Source organism: Streptomyces sp. NPDC048825, assembly GCF_043198355.1.
GTDB lineage: Bacteria > Actinomycetota > Actinomycetes > Streptomycetales > Streptomycetaceae > Streptomyces > Streptomyces xiangluensis.
Genome location: NZ_JBICUR010000008.1, coordinates 258,931 through 276,475, shown reverse-complemented (window position 1 = coordinate 276,475; position 17,545 = coordinate 258,931). Strand labels below are relative to the sequence as shown.

12 protein-coding genes are annotated in these 17,545 nt (G+C 71.2%); 7 read left to right on the top strand and 5 right to left on the bottom strand.

The genetic code is table 11. The features are described 5' to 3' along the window. Window positions 1-9: 9 nt before the first annotated feature. From pcaH to pcaD, 4 genes are read left to right on the top strand one after another with little or no spacing between them, the layout of a single operon-like run. On the top strand, window positions 10-780 hold the full coding sequence (gene pcaH / locus ACGFNK_RS21520) for a protocatechuate 3,4-dioxygenase subunit beta (protein WP_393418104.1): 771 nt from the start codon (window positions 10-12) through the stop codon (window positions 778-780). Window positions 781-782: 2 nt separating this feature from the next. Next, window positions 783-1,358, top strand: a complete 576-nt coding sequence (gene pcaG, locus ACGFNK_RS21515) for a protocatechuate 3,4-dioxygenase subunit alpha (protein ID WP_393418102.1) — start codon at window positions 783-785, stop codon at window positions 1,356-1,358. Continuing rightward, on the top strand, window positions 1,355-2,692 hold the full coding sequence (pcaB, locus tag ACGFNK_RS21510; RefSeq protein ID WP_393418100.1) for a 3-carboxy-cis,cis-muconate cycloisomerase: 1,338 nt from the start codon (window positions 1,355-1,357) through the stop codon (window positions 2,690-2,692). Before pcaG ends, pcaB begins: the two co-directional genes overlap by 4 nt. Continuing rightward, complete coding sequence (gene pcaD, locus ACGFNK_RS21505; RefSeq protein ID WP_393418098.1) at window positions 2,689-3,813, top strand: 3-oxoadipate enol-lactonase; 1,125 nt, start codon at window positions 2,689-2,691, stop codon at window positions 3,811-3,813. Before pcaB ends, pcaD begins: the two co-directional genes overlap by 4 nt. Window positions 3,814-4,106: 293 nt before the next feature. Here the strand turns inward: pcaD and ACGFNK_RS21500 are convergent, their stop codons facing one another. Further along, entirely contained in the window at window positions 4,107-6,752 is a 2,646-nt protein-coding gene (locus ACGFNK_RS21500; protein ID WP_393418096.1) for an ATP-binding protein, read from the bottom strand. Window positions 6,753-7,036: 284 nt separating this feature from the next. On the opposite strand from ACGFNK_RS21500, the gene ACGFNK_RS21495 reads away from it, so the two are divergent. Further along, on the top strand, window positions 7,037-7,999 hold the full coding sequence (locus ACGFNK_RS21495; RefSeq protein ID WP_393418094.1) for a DUF2510 domain-containing protein: 963 nt from the start codon (window positions 7,037-7,039) through the stop codon (window positions 7,997-7,999). A gap of 136 nt (window positions 8,000-8,135) precedes the next feature. On the opposite strand, the gene ACGFNK_RS21490 is transcribed toward ACGFNK_RS21495, so the two are convergent. Then, window positions 8,136-8,759 (bottom strand): TetR/AcrR family transcriptional regulator, encoded by a 624-nt coding sequence (locus ACGFNK_RS21490; protein WP_393418092.1) that lies wholly within the window; start codon window positions 8,757-8,759, stop codon window positions 8,136-8,138. A gap of 187 nt (window positions 8,760-8,946) precedes the next feature. On the opposite strand from ACGFNK_RS21490, the gene ACGFNK_RS21485 reads away from it, so the two are divergent. Together ACGFNK_RS21485 and ACGFNK_RS21480 are read left to right on the top strand one after the other, a co-directional pair. Further along, window positions 8,947-9,798, top strand: coding sequence for a phosphatase PAP2 family protein (locus tag ACGFNK_RS21485; protein WP_393418090.1), 852 nt, complete (start codon window positions 8,947-8,949; stop codon window positions 9,796-9,798). Beyond that, window positions 9,795-10,787, top strand: a complete 993-nt coding sequence (locus ACGFNK_RS21480; RefSeq protein WP_393418088.1) for a DMT family transporter — start codon at window positions 9,795-9,797, stop codon at window positions 10,785-10,787. The genes ACGFNK_RS21485 and ACGFNK_RS21480 overlap by 4 nt, the downstream gene beginning before the upstream one ends. Before the next feature lie 433 nt (window positions 10,788-11,220). Here ACGFNK_RS21480 and ACGFNK_RS21475 read toward each other — a convergent pair whose 3' ends face one another. From ACGFNK_RS21475 to ACGFNK_RS21465, 3 genes are all read right to left on the bottom strand, one after another. Next, on the bottom strand, window positions 11,221-12,267 hold the full coding sequence (locus ACGFNK_RS21475; RefSeq protein WP_393418086.1) for a LacI family DNA-binding transcriptional regulator: 1,047 nt from the start codon (window positions 12,265-12,267) through the stop codon (window positions 11,221-11,223). Between the two features lie 275 nt (window positions 12,268-12,542). Further along, window positions 12,543-14,606, bottom strand: a complete 2,064-nt coding sequence (locus tag ACGFNK_RS21470) for a phosphocholine-specific phospholipase C (RefSeq protein WP_393418084.1) — start codon at window positions 14,604-14,606, stop codon at window positions 12,543-12,545. Window positions 14,607-14,794: 188 nt separating this feature from the next. Then, window positions 14,795-17,458, bottom strand: coding sequence for a discoidin domain-containing protein (locus ACGFNK_RS21465; protein WP_393418082.1), 2,664 nt, complete (start codon window positions 17,456-17,458; stop codon window positions 14,795-14,797). Window positions 17,459-17,545 lie beyond the last annotated feature (87 nt).

Genomic DNA, 17,545 nt, shown 5'->3' with positions numbered 1-17,545 from the left:
GGAATCCTCATGACCCTCACCCAGTCGGACATCGACGTCGAGATCAACGACATCCAGAACGCGTACGACAAGGCCGTCGGCGGCGGCGCCCCGGTCCAGCACCACCCGCCGCGCGACTACACCCCGTACCGCAGCTCGGTACTGCGCTACCCCAAGCAGCCGCTGGTCGCGGTGAACGGCGGCGATCCGGAGACGGTCGAACTGTCCGGTCCGGTGTTCGGTCCGACCGACATCACCGAGATCGACAACGACCTCACCGTGCAGCACCAGGGCGAGCCGCTCGGCGAGCGCATCACCGTCTCCGGGCGGCTGCTCGACCGCGAAGGGCGCCCGGTGCGCGGCCAGCTCATCGAGCTGTGGCAGGCCAACGCCTCCGGCCGGTACGCGCATCTGCGGGACCAGCACCCGGCGCCGCTCGACCCCAACTTCACCGGCGTGGGACGGGCGCTGACGGATGATCAGGGCAGGTACTTCTTCCGGACGATCAAGCCGGGCGCATACCCATGGCGCAATCACACCAACGCCTGGCGCCCCGCGCACATCCACTTCTCCGTCTTCGGCACGGCGTTCACGCAGCGGCTGGTGACGCAGATGTACTTCCCGAACGACCCGCTCTTCACGTACGACCCGATCCTGCGTTCGGTGACCGACGAGTCGGCCCGCGCCCGCCTGGTCGCGCAGTACCAACACGACCTTTCGCAGCCCGAGTTCTCGCTCGGCTACGAGTGGGACATCGTTCTCGACGGTCCCTCCGCCACCTGGATCGAGGAAGGTCGCTGAGCATGACCGAGAACACCACGGGGCACGTCCTGCCCACGCCCTCCCAGACCGTCGGCCCCTTCTACGGGTACGCGCTGCCCTTCCCCGAGGGCGAGCAGGTCGCTCCGAAGGGGCACCCCGACCAGATCACGCTGCACGGGTACGTCCTGGACGGCGAGGGCAAGCCGATCCCGGACGCCGTCCTGGAGTTCTGGCAGGCGGCTCCGGACGGCTCCCTCAAGGGCGCCCCCGGTTCGCTGCGCCGCAACCCGGTGACCGGCGGCTATCTCGGCCGCAACGGCACGGACTTCACCGGTTTCGGGCGGGTCGCCACGGACGCCGACGGACACTACGCGCTCTACACGCTGCCGCCGGGCAACGCCGGGCTGCCGTACATCAGCGTGTGCGTGTTCGCGCGCGGCCTGCTGCACCACCTGTACACGCGGGCGTATCTGGCCGACGGCGCCGACCCCTTGCTCGACTCACTGCCGGACGGGCGCCGGGCCACGCTGGTCGCACAACCCGGCGAGCGGCGCACGTACCGTTTCGACATCCGCCTTCAGGGCGAAGGCGAAACGGTCTTCCTGGAGTTCCCGTGACCCTCGGCGACACCGACGGCCTGCTCGCCCCCGGGTGGGCAGGCTCCCCCGCCGCGTCCGCGACCGGCGACACCGCCTTTCTCCAGGCGCTGCTGGACGCGGAGGCGGCGCTCACCCGCGCGCAGGCCTCATTCGGCCTCGCGCCTTCGGAGGCCGCCGCGGCGGTGGACGCGGCGGCCGACGCGGCGCGCTTCGACGTCCATGACCTCGCGCTGCGCGCGCGGGGCGGCGGCAATCCGGTGATCCCGCTGGTCGCGGACCTGACCGCGGCGGTCGGCGCGGTGGATGAGGAGTACGCCCCGTACGTCCACCGGGGCGCGACCAGCCAGGACATCATGGACACGGCGATGATGCTGGTGGCCGCGCGGACCCTTGATCTCGTCCTGGCGGACCTGACCCGTACGGAGCGTGCGCTGGCCCGGCACGCTCGGGAGCACCGGGACACGGCCATGCCGGGGCGGACGCTGACGCAGCACGCGGTGCCGACGACCTTCGGCCTCAAGGCGGCGGGGTGGCGGTCCCTGGTGCTGGACGCACGGGATCGCCTGCAGACGGTACGCGACTGTCTCCCGGCCCAGCTCGGGGGTGCGGCGGGCACGTTGGCGGCCTTCATCACGTACGGGGCTGCTGACAGCGGCGCGCTCGTCGAGGCGTACGCCCGTGAAGTCGGCCTCGCCGCACCGGTGTTGCCCTGGCACGCCCTGCGTACTCCGGTCGCCGATCTCGCGGGCGCCCTCGCGTTCACGGCGGGCGCCCTCGGCAAGACGGCGGCGGACGTGCTCACGCTCAGCCGTACGGAGATCCGCGAGCTGAGCGAGGGCTCCGGCGGCGGTTCCTCCGCGATGCCGCACAAGGCGAACCCCGTGCGCGCCACGCTGATCGCCGCCGCCGCCAGGCGTGCGCCGCAGCTTGCCGCGACGCTGTACGGCTCCCTGGCAGCCGAGGACGAACGCCCCGCCGGTGCCTGGCATGCCGAGTGGGAGCCGCTGCGCGAGCTGCTCCGCCTGGCCGGCGGCGCGGCCCGCGATGCGGCCGAGCTGGCCGAAGGCCTTCAGGTGCACGCGGACGCGATGCGCGCCCATCTGGACCTCACGCACGGCCTGATCGTCTCCGAGCGGCTGTCCGCCGAACTCGCGCCGGTGCTCGGGCGGGCCCGCGCGAAGGAGCTGCTCACCCGGGCGGCCGAGCGGGCTACCGCGGAGGACCGGCCGCTCGTCGAACTTCTCGCCGAGGAGCCCGAGTTGAAGGAACTCGACCTCGCGGCCCGCACCGACCCGACCCAGTACACCGGCTCCGCCGGAGTCCTCACCGACCGCGCTCTGGAGCGACGTTGACTGGTAAGCAGCTGCACCACCGCGCCGAGGGACCCGCCACCGCTCCCCCGCTGCTCCTCGGCCCGTCCCTCGGCACGTCGACGGCCCTGTGGGACAAGGTCGCGCCCGAACTCTCCATCACCCACCGGGTCGTACGCTGGGACCTGCCCGGCCACGGCAGCTCGCCCGCCGACCTGATCGCGCCCGGCGCGACCGTCGCCGACCTGGCCTCGCTGGTCCTCGCCCTCGCGGACTCCCTCGGCATCGACCGCTTCTCGTACGCGGGGGTCTCGCTCGGCGGCGCGGTGGGGCTGCAGCTCGCGGCGCACCACCCGGAGCGGATCGAGCGACTTGCCGTGATCTGCTCCTCTGCCCACTTCAACGGGTCCAAGCCGTGGGAGGAGCGGGCCGCGCTCGTCCGCGCGGAGGGGCTGGGCGAGCTCGCGGCAAACGCCGACTCGCGTTGGTTCACGCAGGGCTTCACCGTTCCGGAGCTCGTCGAGGACCACCGTACGGCGCACCCTGATGCGTATGCCGCCTGCTGTGACGCGCTCGCGGCCTTCGACATCCGTGACCGGCTGCCGCGGATCAGCGCGCCGACTCTGCTCATCGCCGGCCGCGAGGACCCGGCGACGCCGCCCGCGCATCTGCGGGACATCGCCGACGCCGTGCCCGGTGCCGCGCTCACTGAGATCCCGGGCGCCTCGCACCTGGCCCCCGCCGAGCAGCCGGAGGCCGTACTCACGGCTCTGCGCGGGCACTTCGACGGTGGGGCGAAGCGGGGGATGGAGGTACGCCGCCAGGTGCTCGGTGACGCGCACGTGGACCGCGCGCAGGCCCGGCAGTCTCCGTTCACGGCCCGGTTCCAGGACTTCATCTCGCGTTACGCGTGGGGGGAGATCTGGACGGACGACACGCTGTCGCGCCGCGAGCGCAGCCTGATCACGCTGACCGCGCTGGTCGCCCACGGCCACTACGACGAACTGGCCATGCACGTCCGCGCGGCCCGCCGCAACGGGCTCACGCCCGAGGAGATCGGCGCGGTGCTCTTGCAGACGGCGGTGTACTGCGGGGTTCCGGCTGCCAACTCGGCGTTCGCGGTGGCGCAGCGGGTGCTGGCCGAGGAGGACGGGGTGGCGTGAGCCGGATGGGTTCCGCCCCCGCTGCCCTTACCCGTCCCATCCCGGGGCCAGCCCCGGACCCCCGCTCCTCAAACGCCGGAGGGGCTGATTTTCAGCCCGTCCGGCGCTTGAGGACGAGGCCGCTCAGGCCGATCGGGGGCCTGGCGGCGCAGCCCCCAGCGGCGTCCAAGGGCGGAGCCCTTGGTGGGCTTGGTGGGGGCTGGGGCGGAGCCCCAAGGACGGGATGGGACGGGTAGGGGTGGCGGGGGCGATCAACCCGCCAGACGGACCGGACGACCGGGGCAGCAAAACGGTCAGCGCAGCCTCTCCAGCGCCTCCCGCGCCCTCGTCACCAAGCCATCCGCGCCGCAGGAGCGGGCCAGGGTCAGGCCGTGTTCCAGTTCGCTGGCGGAGCGGGACGCGATGCCGTAGTCGACGCGGGCCAGGGCGTGTTCGTAGGCGGAGGGGGATGCTTCCAGGTAGGTGACGGCCCTGGCGTAGAGGTCTACCGCGCGGTTGCCGGTTTCCAGGGTGGCGGCGCAGCGGAGGGCCTCTCCTATGGCCGTGTCGGTGCCGAAGCGTTCGGCCTGGGCGCGGAGGTCGGCCGATATCTCCGCGGCGCGTCTCGGGTCCGAGGCGGCGAGTGCGCGGGCCAGTTCGCCGGCCCAGGGCGCCATCACGGTGTTGTGGCCGCCGCGGGAGGCGGCCATCTTCGCGGCTACTTCCAGTTCGTTCAGACCCTCTTCGAGGCGGCCGGTGGCGATCAGGAGGCGGCCGCGGACGGAGTGGGTGTCGGGAGTGACGTTCGTGGACGGGTGGGGCGGCTCGAAGGCGTACCGCTCGGCGATCTCCTCGGCCTCGCCGACGTGGCCGCGGGCGAGCAGCGTGTCGATGAGCATGCAGACCACCGACCAGTGCATGGGCAGGCGCCGGCCCACACGGTCGACGAGCCGCAGTGACTCGCGCAGGAAGTCCTCCGCGTCGCGGAGGCGGCCCCGTCTGCGGTGCACATAGCCGCCGTAGGCGTGCGCGAGGGCGAGATGGCCGCCGCTCCAGCCGGCGATCTCGTACGACCGCCGGGCGTCGGCGAAGAGACTCTCGGCGCGGTCGAGGCGGTCCGCGAACGTGTACGAGACGCCGAGCATCATCAGGAGCTCGAAGGTCCACTCGGTGTCGGTCCAGCCGAGTCCGGGCGCGAGGCGGCCGTTGACGAGGGCGCGGTCGCACAGTTCGACGACCTCCACGGCGTTCTCCCCGCGGGTCGTCGCGTCGAAGGCGCGCAGGATGAGCAGGGCGCGCTCGGAGTTGTCGCGGCCGGTGAGCGGCTTGACGAGCTCGGCGAGACGGCGGGAGCGGCCGGGCGCGTCCTGCTCGCCGGCGTGGAGGCCCTCCCACATGTAGTGCACGGCCTGCAGGCGCATCCGCTCGGGGCCCGGCTGGAGCCGGGTGACCTCCTCGTCGATCGTGCGAACGGCCTCCTCCAGCTGATCGTTGTGGACGAGAGCCTGGGCGAGACGGCAGACGGCGTCGACACGCAGTTCGCGCTCGAGGCCGTGCAGGGTGAGCGCTTCGCGCAAGTGCTGGATCGTGGTGGCCGGTGAGGTGAGGAGGGTGGCGCAGCCCAACTCGTAGAGCACGCGCGCGTGGACCTCGGGCAGCGGGGGTTCGAGCAGGGCACGCTCGAGACAGCGGCGGGCCGCCTCCGGGGCGCCGACGGCGAGGTACTCGCGGGCGGCCTCGCGCATCTGCTCGACGAGCTCGGGGTCGTCGTCCGGGTGCACTTCCAGGAGATGGCGGGAGGCCGCCGCGGCGCCGAGGCCCGAGGCGGTGACGACCGAGGCGGCCACGCCGTGCATCGCGGTGCGCAGGCCGTCCGGGATCGAGCGGTAGACGGCGCCGGCGATCAGCGGATGGACGAACTCCAGCTCGCCGTCGGCCACTTCGTCGGCCGCCCGGTCGGCGCCGGTGAGAATACGGGCCGCGCCCAGCAGCTCCGCGCAGCGCTCTGCCTCGTCCAGTGGCATCCCGGCGAGTTCGGCTGTGAGGTCGAGGGTGATCCGGGTGCCGAGGATCGCGGCGGCCCAGGCGAAGCGGGTGGCATCGACGCCGAGCCCTTCAAGGCGGTCGACCAGGCCCTTGCCGCGCGCCGACTGGTTGAGTCCGCGCAGTTCGGCGGCCGAGCCCTCGACCGGTTCGAGAGCGCTGTCCTGGACCTTGGCGAGGAGTTCCACGGTCTCGTACGGGTTGCCGCCGGTGACCGCCCACACCTCGCGGCAGAACGGGGTGTCGGCATGTTCGCCGAGCGTGGCGCGGGTGAGTCCGGCCGTGGCATCCGGTGTCAGCGCGCGCAGGGCGGCGGTCGGAAGGGCCTTGGCGCCGATCGCGTCGAGATGGCGGGCGCTCTCGCCGCTGACTCCTGTGGGGCGGCGGGCGACCACGACGAGGACGGGCAGGTCGTCGAGGCGGTCGGTGAACGCGGCCAGCCAGTGCAGGGTCTCCTCGTCGGCCCAGTGCGCGTCGTCCACGAGCAGCACCAGCGGCCACTCGCGCCGGGCGAGCCTGCGCACCGCCGCGACCAGTCCGTCGCACACGTACTGCGGATCGGGCCGGCGGTCGCCCGCTTCGGCTATGCCGAGGGCGGGTCCGGCGATGTCGTACCAGTCGCCGAAGTACTCGCGCGCCTCGTCCGGCATCAGCGATACGAGCGCGGGCTGCAGCAACTGCCGTACGACATTGAAGGGAACGGACGTCAGGGTCTCGCCGCCACGCGCCGACCACACCGTGCAGCGGCGGTCCAGCGCCATCCGGCGGGCCTCGGCGAGCAGCGCGGTCTTCCCGATGCCCGCCTCGCCGCTCAACACCAGCACGCTGCCCGCTCCCGAACCGCCGCACAGCGCGTCGACGGCCTCCGCGATCGCGGAGAGTTCCGCGTCGCGCTCCCAGAGGGGAGCCTCCGTCATCCCGCTACCTCCTGAGGTCGCCCAAATGACGTACAGGCAACGAGCCTAGTCCTCCCCGAGCCGTCATGGCGCCTGGTCGGGCCACCTGTTGCCGTCACGGGTGACAGCCGTGGACGAGAGGCGACGGACGGGGCCGCTCACCTGGCCCGGCGAACGTCGTCGGCCGTCAACTTCCGGGATGTTCACGGGAGTCGGCGAAATGGCCGAGGGCGTCTGCCGGAATACCGGGCATTCGGGCCGGACCCTCTCATCCCGTTTTCACACGAGCCACATACCGTGTCCCCATGACCCACGTGACTCCTCCCGGCTGGTACCCCGACCCCGGGCAGACAAGTAACGGCCCCGCCACACAGCGCTGGTGGAACGGAGAGGCGTGGACGGACCAGACCCGTCCCGCCGATGCGGCGGCCGGATGGGGGCCGCCGGCCTACGCGGCGTTCCCCGGGGCGTATCCGGGCGTGCCGCCCGCCGCTCCGCGCCGCGGACTGCGGACGGGCATCGCGATCGCCGCGGCGGTGGCGGTTCTCGCGGGCATAGGCGGCGGGGTGTACGCGCTGACCGCGGGCGACGATTCGGGCGACGGCAGTTCGAGCAACGCCCGCCCGGCACCCACCCGGCCCGGGCCTCAGGGGGAGGACGGCGGCGGTCAGGGCGGACCGGACGGCGGTGAGAGCGAGGCTCCGGGGCAGCCCGAACCGCCGCAGACCGAGGAGGGTTACGCCACCGACGCGCTGAGCGGCATCAGCCTTCCCGTGCCCGACGGCTGGACCGGCGAGTCCGGGAAGGTCGGTGGCGCCTCGGTGTCGACCGGGACGTACCCCTGTCCCGGCGATACCTCCAAGAAGTGCGTACGCGGCGGGGCCAACTCTGCGCCCGCCGCCGCCCTGGAGATCAAGGCGACCACCGCCGAGGCGGCGGCCAAGGAGGACATCTCCAAGAACGCCGAGGAATCGTACGGCGGCCCGACCTACGGCAAGATCACCTCGAACGACGAACTCGCCTCCAAGGCGGTGACCGTGGCGGGCGAGAAGGGCTACATGGTCCGCTGGAAGGTCGTCACCAGCAAGGGCGACGACGGCTATGTCGAGTCACTCGCCTTCCCCTCCCCCGCCAACCCGAAAATGCTCGTGATCGTCCGCTTCGGCTTCGACGAGAACGAGAAGGCCCCGAAGCTTTCCGTGATCGACGAAATAACCAAGGGCATCAAGGAAGCAGCGGGCGGTGGCGGCAACGGGGAACGGGTCTGACATGGATCCGGCCGGATGGGGTGCCTCTCCGCTCAAGAGGCCTCCCACCCGGCCGGGGTGTGCGCCGCCCCCGTCCCCACGGTGCGGCGCGAACAGGCCGTCGTCCGGTCGTCCCACGGAACCGACGGCCCGAGTCTCAGGTGACCGCCGGCAGTCCGAGGGCGGGGATCAGTGCGGCGTCCACGTAACGGACGAGATAGTCGGCGTCCGCGTACCGCCCCTCCAGGACCGGACGGACGCGGATCATGCCGAGCAGTTGCGCCGGCACGAACTCCAGGGCCGGATGGTCGGCGGCGATCTCGCCGCGGTCGACCGCCCGCTGGAGCATCTCCTTGAGTGCCGCGCGTTCGGGTTCGATGAGCGCGTCGCGCAGCGCGCACTGCAGTTCCGGATCCTGCATGACGGCATGCCCCAGCGCCTGCACCAGCTTGGTGTCGTCGTCGGACCGCTCTCCCGCGGCCCGCGCCGCGGCGCGCAGATCACCGGCGAGTGAGCCGGTGTCGATGCCCGCGAGCCGCGGACAGTGGTTGGCGCGCAGCGCCGCCGCCACAAACTGGGGCTTCGTCTTCCACTGCCGGTAGAGCGTGGACTTGCTGCACTTGGTGCTGGCGGCGATGCCCTCCATGCTCAGCGCGTCATAGCCGCACTCGCGGATCTGGTCGATCGCGGCGTCGAAGAACTCCCGCTCTCGCTCGGGCGTGAGCTTGGAGCGGCGCGCGGCGACGACCGTCTCCGGTTCGTCCGCTGCCTGCGGCGTCATGGGCTCGTCTCCTCGCTCGTGTCCGGGGCCCGGGGCCTGCTTCCGTGGCCTGCTTCCAGTGTGACGTAGGTCCATCGATACGCCACTGTACCGAAACAGAAGCGTTTCGGTACAGTGGCGTATCGGTACGGCGGCGTATCGGTACAGTGGCGTATCGATGAGCCTTGGACAGCAAAGGGGCCGGGGGATGGCAGCGCGAAACGAGCCTGCAAGAGACGGGGCCACCGCAATACAGCGGCCGCCCCTCGTCCGCGAGCTCCTGCTCGTCGCGGGACTCTTCCTCGTCTACAAGCTCGGCCGGCTGCTGGTGACGGGCCACACCGGCGAGGCCTTCGACAACGCGCAGCACGTCTGGGACTTGGAACGGGCCCTGAACCTGCCCGGCGAGGGCGCCGTACAGTCCGCACTGCTGCACGGCGACGGCCTCGTACACCTCGCGAACACCTATTACGCGACCGTGCACTTCCCCGCCACCGCCGCCTTCCTGGTCTGGCTGTATCTGCGCCGCCCCACGCACTACGTCTGGGCCCGCCGTGCCCTGGCCGCGATCACCGCCGCCGCCCTGGTGGTGCACCTCACGTTCCCGCTCGCCCCGCCGCGGATGCTCGGCATGGCGGACCTGGTGGACACGGGGCAGGTGTACGGGCCGACGGTGTACGGGGCGTCGCCGGAGGCGGACTCGCTGTCGAACCAGTTCGCGGCGATGCCGTCGCTGCACTTCGGGTGGGCGCTGATGGTGGCGATCGGCCTGATCGTCGCGACACGCCCGCCCGTCTCCCACCACCACCCCAAACGAAACGCCTCGCGACGCCCCTCTCGATCAAGCCTGCGCTGGCTGTGGCTGCTGCATCCGCTTCTCACCCTGCTGGTGATCGTCGGTACGGCCAATCACTACTGGCTCGACGCGGCCGTGGCGGCGGCGCTGCTGGGCGGCGTACTCGCGGTGGTTCGTCTGCCGCACCGGACGACGACCGCGAGCGGCCCCTCGAAGCCTGTGGCAGCGGCGAAGGCACCGGAACTCGTGGGAGCCGTCCGATGAACGCCACCGTCGTCGCCGTGGTCCTGTCCCTCTTCTCCGCCGTCGCGTACGCCGCGGCAGCCGTGGCCCAGGAGCGGCTGGCCTCCCGGACCTCCGACTCCGGTGTGCTGCGCCTCCTCGGCAGCGGCGCATGGTGGTGGTCGGTCGCCCTCAACGGATCCGCCGCGCTGTTGCACGTGGCCGCCCTCAAGTACGGGCCGCTCACCCTGGTCCAGCCGCTCGGCGCGCTCACGCTGGTCGCCGCCGTGCCGCTGGGAGCGCGGGTCGCGGGGCGGCGGGTCAGCGCCGTCGAGTGGCGCGGTACGGCGCTCACCCTGGCCGGACTCGCCGCGCTGCTCGTCACGGCGTCCGGGCCGGCGCCCGACGACGTGCTGAGCGTGCCGGAAGCCCTCGCCGTCGCGGGCATCACCGCGGCCGTGATCGGCGCACTGTCCCGGCCGGGCACCCGCCCCGGACTGCGGCACGCGACCGCGTCCGGCCTCGCCTCGGGTGTCGCCTCCGCGCTCACCCAGACCGTGACGGTGGCTGCGACCGACCGCTCGGGTCCGCTGCTCAGCGCGCAGGTGATCGGGGTGGCCCTGCTGGTCGCGGCCTTCGCGGCGGGCGGGCTGCTGCTGGCGCAGACCGCCTACCGGGGCGGCCTCGGCGCACCCCTCGCGGTGGTGACACTGGCCAACCCGGTGGCCGCCGCGATCATCGGCCTCGCCCTGCTCGGCGAGGGCCTGCGGGGCGGGGCGGCCGGGCTGCTGCTCGCGCTCGCAGGGGCGGCGGTCGCGGCCCGGGGCGTGGTGACGCTTTCCCGCCCGGTTCCGGAGCCCGCTCGGCTGCCCACGGAGGAGTCGGAGGAGCACCCGGTCCCGGTCGCCGCGGAGCTGTCCGAGGAGGAGCACCCGGTCGCCGCGGTACTGGCGCTGAACCCCCGATCGGCGTCGTACGAACCGGTGTTGATGCCCCGGCAACCCGCGCCGGGGCACCTCACGCCGCTTTGAGCGACGTATCGGCGTACGGCCTGCCACCCGGGCCCCCTGGCGCTCTGTTCGCATCGCGATCCCGGGATGACAGGGGGCCCTTCCTAGTGGGACGGCGGGGGTTGGCAGCCGCTCGCAGGAGAGTGTGCATGAGGTCGAGTTAGCTCGATCGTGTGATGGTCGGCTCGCGGGCTTGCGGCACCGTGGGCCGACCGGGTTAACGTGATCGTGCGATGTGGGACGCCGAGTACGGCGCCAGTGTGCGGGGCCCCCGCTCCACCGGAGGATGGTTCGGGGCCTCCCCGTCGCCGCTGGCCGTACCCAGCTGGCCAGGTCGCTAGGGAACTGGCCTCCCGGGATCGGACCACGCACAGGATGCGTGTCGCCGACCTGGGGTTGAGTACGCCGGGGACCAGTGCGCCCAAGGCCGTTCGGGGCGTGCGGCTGATCGGGCTCACTCCTGCTCAGTCTTCAGGAACGGTGCGGTAGAGCCGCGGACGACGAGTTCGACCGGTGGCTCGCTCGCCGCAGGCAGTTCGGTCTCCGGCTCTTCGATGACGTGCACGAGCAGCCTGATTCCTTCCCGTGCCGCGGCGTCGAAGGGCTGACGCACGGTGGTCAGGGGAGGCGTGACGTAGGCGAAGACCGGAGTGCCGTCGAACCCGACCACACTGACGTCCTCCGGCACACGGCGCCCGGCTTCCCGAAGAGCGTGGATGAGGCCGATGGCCATCTCGTCACCCGCCGCGAACACGGCGGTCACGTAGGGGTCCGAGGCCAGCTCGCGGCCCGCTGCGTACCCGGAGGCGGGTGACCAGTCGCCCTCGACGACAGGTGGTTCGGATGCGCCCCGCGCAGCCAGCGCCGCGCGCCAGCCCTCGACACGATCCTTGGTGGCGTACCACCCTTGGGGACCAGCGAGGTGGTGCACGGTCACGTGTCCCAGCTCCAGCAGGTGCTCGGTGGCCGCCCGAGCCAATGCGTAGGCACCGACGCTCACGGTAAGGGTCCGGCCGGCGGTGAAGGCCGGCGGTGCGCCCACGAAGAGGACCGGCACGTCGACCTGTACGGAGACCTCTCCTTCCACGATGGGCTCGGAGACGATGACACCGTCAACTCCCTGTTCCATGAGTGACGTCACGGCGCCGGCGATCCCCTTGGGGTCACCGTCCACCGTGTTGACCACACGCAACGCGTAACCGGCGTCCCGTACGGCCTTCTCGATACCCACGAGGAGTGAGGCCGTTCCGTATCCGGCTGTCCCCAGGGCCACGACACCGATGGAGCGATTCCGCCCCGAGGCGAGCGCCCGGGCCGCGTGGTTCAGTCGGTAGCCAAGTTCCCCGGCGGCTTCGAGGACGCGTCGGCGGACGTCGTCGGAGACGTATGGCTCGTTGTTGAGGACCCGCGACACCGTCTTGCGCGACACCCCGGCCACACGGGCCACGTCCGCGCTGCGCGGTGCGGGCGCACCGGGGCCCCGCCCCACCACTCGTGACATGAGAGCTCCTGATGACCATGGGCCCGTATCGAAGGAGGTCAACTGTATGACCGCGCGGTCACTGACCGCGCGGTCATGTTTTTACGCAGCGGGAGAGTCCCGCGTCAAGAGCGCGTACGGCACAACTTCCGTCCAGCGCGGCAAATCCGAGGCTGTCGAACGCCGCGCGCGGCGCCGACCGACAACAGCTCGCGAGTTCAGGGTTGATGCCCCGGCAGCCCGCGCCGGGGCACCTCACGCCGCTCTGACCGACGTACGGCCGGCGTCCTTCCCGATCACGTTCCGCTGTGCGCACCGAGCGCCGGGTCGCTCACCCCCGGCCGCCCGTTCTCGACATGTCCGGCGAAACGCCGCAGGAACGAGCTGTCGGTGTCGGAGGCGACGACGGTCAGGTCGTACCAGCGCCTGCTCGCCCGCAGATCCACGGTGTGCCGCACGGTCGCGCCGGGCCGCACCTTGAAGGTCCTGGGCCGCCCGCCGTAGCTGTTGCCGAGCTTGAGCGTCACCGTGCTGGAGCCCTTGTTCGTGAAGGTCAGCTCCACGTCGTCCCCGGCATGCCGCGCGGTGACCTCCGGTCCGGCCGCCTTGCCGGAGCCCTTGAACGTGCGCAGGAATCCGTTCGGCCCGTGCACCGTGAGGTCGTACGAGCCGTTCGAGTACGCGGAGTTCCAGGTGTCCGACACACTCTTGCCGGCCTCGGTGGTGTACATCCACGGGCCGTCGGCGCGGTTGCCGGAGGTGACGTGGAAGGAGGCGCCCGCCTTCTTGCCGGAGGCGAAGGTCAGCGTGAAGGTCCCGGCCGCCGGGTCCGCGGAACCGTCCACCCTCGGCGCGTACTTCAGGGGGCGGGCCGGGCGCAGACCGCGCTCCTGCTTCGGCATGCTCGGGTCGGCGGGGACCGTCGGCTTGTAGTCGGGGTGACGCTCGCGGTCGGCCGGTTCGTAGTCGTCGGTGTCCGGCAGGGCGGCCGGCCTGCTGTCCTTGCGGGAGAAGTCGAAGGCGGAGGTGAGGTCGCCGCAGACCGCGCGCCGCCATGGCGAGATGTTCGGCTCACGCACCCCGAAGCGGCGCTCCATGAACTGGAGGATCGAGGTGTGGTCGAGGGTCTCGGAGCAGACGTAACCGCCCTTGCTCCAGGGCGAGACGACCAGCGTCGGCACGCGCGGGCCGAGGCCGTACGGGCCGGCGACGCGGTTCGCGGCCCCCGGGTAGAGGTCCAGGGTGACGTCGACCGTGGACTTGCCCTGTGCGGCGGACCGAGGCGGCAGCGGCGGTACGACGTGGTCGAAGAAGCCGTCGTTCTCGTCGTACGTGATGAACAGCGCGGTCTTCGACCAGACCTCGGGGTTGGAGGTGAGCGCGTCCAGGACCTGCGCGATGTACCAGGCGCCGTAGTTCGTGGGCCAGTTGGAGTGCTCGGAGAAGGCCTCGGGGGCGGTGATCCAGGATATCTGCGGCAGCTTGCCCGCCTTGACGTCGGCCTTCAGCACGTCGAAGTAGCCGTCGCCGTTCTTGACGTCGGTGCCGGTGCGGGCCTTGTCGTACCAGGGGTCGCCGGGCTTGGCGTTGCGGTACTTGTTGAAGTACAACAGCGAGTTGTCGCCGTAGTTGCCGCGGTAGGCGTCCTGGATCCAGCCCCAGGAGCCGGCGGCGTCCAGGCCGTCGCCGATGTCCTGGTAGATCTTCCAGGAGATCCCGGCCTTCTCGAGGCGCTCCGGGTAGGTCGTCCAGTCGTAGCCGAGCTCGTCGTTGCCCATGACGGGTCCGCCGCCCTGGCCGTCGTTGCCGGTGTGACCCGTCAACATGTAGTAGCGGTTCGGGTCGGTGGAGCCGATGAACGAGCAGTAGAACGCGTCGCAGACGGTGAAGGTGTCGGCGAGCGCGTAGTGGAAGGGGATGTCCTCGCGGGTCAGGTACGCCATGGTCGTGGTGCCCTTCGCGGGAACCCACTTGTCGTACTTGCCCCCGTTGTAGGCGGCCTGCCCGTCGGGCCAGCTGTGCGGCAGGCCTTCCAGGAACTGCATGCCGAGGTCGTCGGCCTCCGGGTGGAAGGGCAGCAACTCCTTCGTGCCGTCCGACTGGTGCCAGACAGGCTTACCGCTCTCCAGCGTGACCGGGCGCGGGTCGCCGAAGCCGCGGACGCCTCTGAGGGAGCCGAAGTAGTGGTCGAAGGACCGGTTCTCCTGCATCAGGACGACGATGTGCTCGACGTCCTCGATGGTGCCGCGCTGATACCCGGCGGGGATGGCCGCGGCCCTGGCGATGCTGTCCGACAGCGCGGTGAATGCCGCGGTGCCGCCTGCGAGTTGGAGGAAACGACGCCGATTCACTTCAGGCATGGGCAGGAGACCTCTTGTCCTGACGGTGGTGCGAAACGGTGGGATCTGCGTGAGCTGAGTGTTCCAAGAGCACCGAATGTCAGGGAAGGCTCAGTGGCGCTTGTGTGACAGATGGCAGTACGCGTTACGAACACGCCGGGCCGGGCGGCAGGCCCCGCATCCCGCCGCCCGGCCGCACGTTCGCGGGGTCAGGGTCTGATCGTCAGCCAGTCCAGGGCGGCGACCTTCCGTTCGCCCTGCGCCACGAGGTACAGGTCGTGCGTGCCCGTGACCTTGCGCTTCAACGGCACCGACTGTTCCTGCCAGTCACCGGCGCCCCCGAGGGGCAGCACTGCGGCGAGCGGACCGTCCGGAGCCCCCAGGCGCAGCTCGAGCGAGCAGTTCCGCTCGCAGGAGGACGCGCGGCGTACGGTGAGCTGTCCGCCGTCGGTGTTCACCTTGCGGAAGCCCACCCAGTCGCCGGAGCCGAGCACCCGGGTGGCAGCAGTGCCGCGCTCCACCCCTCGTACCGCCGTGGCCTGTTCGGCCTGCAGCGTCGAGGTGGCGTCGGGACCGTCGCCGTACAGCCGGATGTCGTTGGCGACCCAGGGGACCGGTCCGCTCTCGGTGAGCGTGATCTTGATGTAGCGGGCTGTGGTCTGGCGCGGGAACACGGCGTCCTGGGTGAACGAGCGGCCGGAGACCCGGGCGAGCGGCTCGCCCCAGTGCTTGCCGTCGCGGCTGACCGAGACGGAGAAGCCGTACGGCTGACCGCTGGTGTCGCGGCCCGCGTCGAGCGAGAGGCGGCCGAAGGTCTTGGCCTCGCCGAGGTCCACGGTCAGGTACTGGCCCGGCGCCTGTGAAGTGGCGGCCGTCCAGCGGGTGTTGATGTCCCCGTCGGTGACCGCGGAGGCGTCGGTGCCGTCGCTCGCGATCGCGGCCCAGGTGCCGTGCCGCACCCTCTGCTGGCAGCCCGCCAGATTGCAGCCCGTCGACCAGATCGGCTCACCGTACTCGTACGCGCCCTGGTCGGGAGCCGCGCCCCGGACGTCGGTCGTGACGCCGTCGACCGTCTCACCCGCGTCGATGGCGGGCGAGCCCTGCCTCAGCCACAGCTCGCCGTTGACGGCGTCCGTGTATCCGGGCTTGTCGCTGATCAGGTTGGAGCGGACCACCGGCAGCGGGTCACCGGTCTGGCTGACGCTGATCGGCATCGGCCCGATGATGTTGCTGATGTACGTACCGGAGGCGTCCGTCGCGCCGCTCAGCCGCACCGAGTTGCCGTCGATGCCCACGCCGTAGCTGGAGTTGTGGTCACGGTTGGCGATGCTCGGGCCGGTGTGGCCGTTGAAGAAGGTGCCCCGGGCGCCGGTGTTCCAGGCGACGTTGTGGTGCAGCAGGAAGTTGCCGGAGTAGTTGTCGACGTAGAAGCCGACCTGGCCGTCCGCGTCGTGCGAGGTGTTGTGGTCGATGGAGCTCCCGGAGCCGTTGAGGCTGCAGCAGACGTAGAAGGGGGAGCCGTCGCGGGAGGTGCGCATCGCTTCGGACATGTCGTTGTAGGCGATGCGGTTGTCGTGGTACTCGGTGCCGTTGAGCTGCCAGGCGGTGTCGATGGCGGCCCGTCCGGTGCGGCGGATCGTGTTGTGGGTGACGGTGTGGCCGTTGCCGTTGACCTCGATACCGGGTGTGTAGCTGCCCATCCAGCCGACGTCGTGAATGTAGTTGTTGGTGACGGTGTTGCCGGTGCCGCGCACCAGGACTCCGTCTCCCGCCGACTGCGAGATCTCGCTGTTCTTCAGGGTGTTGCCGGTGCCTAGGAGCTGCACGCCCGAGTCCAGGATCCGGGAGGCGACGATATGGCCTTCGAAGGGCGGCACCGCGAGATCGCTGTCGGGCGGCATGGGGAGCGTGGAGAACTCGGAGATGTACGCGGCGCGCAGGCGGTCGACGGTGACTCCCGTACTGTCGTCGCCCGTTCGCAGGGACGTGCCGAAGAGATTCAGACCGCGCACGGTGACGTACGAACTGTCGCTCAGGTCGACGCCCCAGAGCCGGTGCTTGGCGGTCACCGTGTGCCCGGCCATACCGCCCTTCGGCGGCACCATGTAGAGCCGGTGCGCGGACTCGTCGTAGTACCACTCCCCCGGCTGGTCCAGGGCGGCCTTCGAGCCCACGAGGTAGTAGTTGCGGTAGTTCTGGTTGCCCATGCACAGCGGCGGGCAGCGGTAGTTGCCGCCCTTGAAGTCCAGCTTGCCGGGTGCGGTGGTGGTGACGGTGCCGGTCTGCTGGGCCCAGGGGTTGGATCCCGCCCACAGGTGCACGGTCGCGCCGGTCCAGTCCGCGTCGGGCAGGTCGGTGTCGTCGATGTGCTGGTCGGTGGAGGTGGCGTCCGCCTCGGCCCAGGTGATGTTCAGCGGGTCGGCTCCGGAGTTGGGCCAACGGCCTTCGGCGGCCCGTTCGTTGTCCAGGAACACCGCGTTGAAGTCGGGTTCGGGCGGCAGGTCGGTGTCGGCGGCGACCAGTCCGCCGCCGGCGTCCTGCCAACCGGTGACGGGCTCGGTCCCGTCGACGGTCACCGGGCCGTCGCCGTACGCGGCGATGGTGATCGGAGCGTCCTTGGTGCCTGATGGAGGTGTGACCTGTTCCCTGTAGGTACCGCGGTGGACGAGGCAGGTGTCGCCGGGGCGGACGCGGGAGAGGCAGGCACCGATGGTACGCAGCGGCTGCGCCGCGGTACCGCTTCCGGTGTCGGCGCCCGCGGGAGCGACGTGGTACGCGCGTCCGGCCGCCTCCGCGACAGCCATCGGCGACGGCAGCACGAGCAGCACCGCGACGGCGGCGAGCAGGGACAGCTGTCTGAGCACGGTTCTCATGAACTGCCTCCGTGAGGTGGGATATTCGGAGCGGCTCCCGCCCAGCACCATGGTTGCGACAGTTTTCGCAACTTGTGATCGCGACGG

What these genes read in the sequence shown, in the direction of transcription:
- pcaH (WP_393418104.1), top strand. Translation starts at nt 10, where the DNA reads ATGACCCTCACCCAGTCGGACATCGACGTCGAGATCAACGACATCCAG.
- pcaG (WP_393418102.1), top strand. Translation starts at nt 783, where the DNA reads ATGACCGAGAACACCACGGGGCACGTCCTGCCCACGCCCTCCCAGACC.
- ACGFNK_RS21500 (WP_393418096.1), bottom strand. Translation starts at nt 6,752, where the DNA reads ATGACGGAGGCTCCCCTCTGGGAGCGCGACGCGGAACTCTCCGCGATC.
- ACGFNK_RS21495 (WP_393418094.1), top strand. Translation starts at nt 7,037, where the DNA reads ATGACCCACGTGACTCCTCCCGGCTGGTACCCCGACCCCGGGCAGACA.
- ACGFNK_RS21490 (WP_393418092.1), bottom strand. Translation starts at nt 8,759, where the DNA reads ATGACGCCGCAGGCAGCGGACGAACCGGAGACGGTCGTCGCCGCGCGC.
- ACGFNK_RS21485 (WP_393418090.1), top strand. Translation starts at nt 8,947, where the DNA reads ATGGCAGCGCGAAACGAGCCTGCAAGAGACGGGGCCACCGCAATACAG.
- ACGFNK_RS21480 (WP_393418088.1), top strand. Translation starts at nt 9,795, where the DNA reads ATGAACGCCACCGTCGTCGCCGTGGTCCTGTCCCTCTTCTCCGCCGTC.
- ACGFNK_RS21475 (WP_393418086.1), bottom strand. Translation starts at nt 12,267, where the DNA reads ATGTCACGAGTGGTGGGGCGGGGCCCCGGTGCGCCCGCACCGCGCAGC.
- ACGFNK_RS21470 (WP_393418084.1), bottom strand. Translation starts at nt 14,606, where the DNA reads ATGCCTGAAGTGAATCGGCGTCGTTTCCTCCAACTCGCAGGCGGCACC.
- ACGFNK_RS21465 (WP_393418082.1), bottom strand. Translation starts at nt 17,458, where the DNA reads ATGAGAACCGTGCTCAGACAGCTGTCCCTGCTCGCCGCCGTCGCGGTG.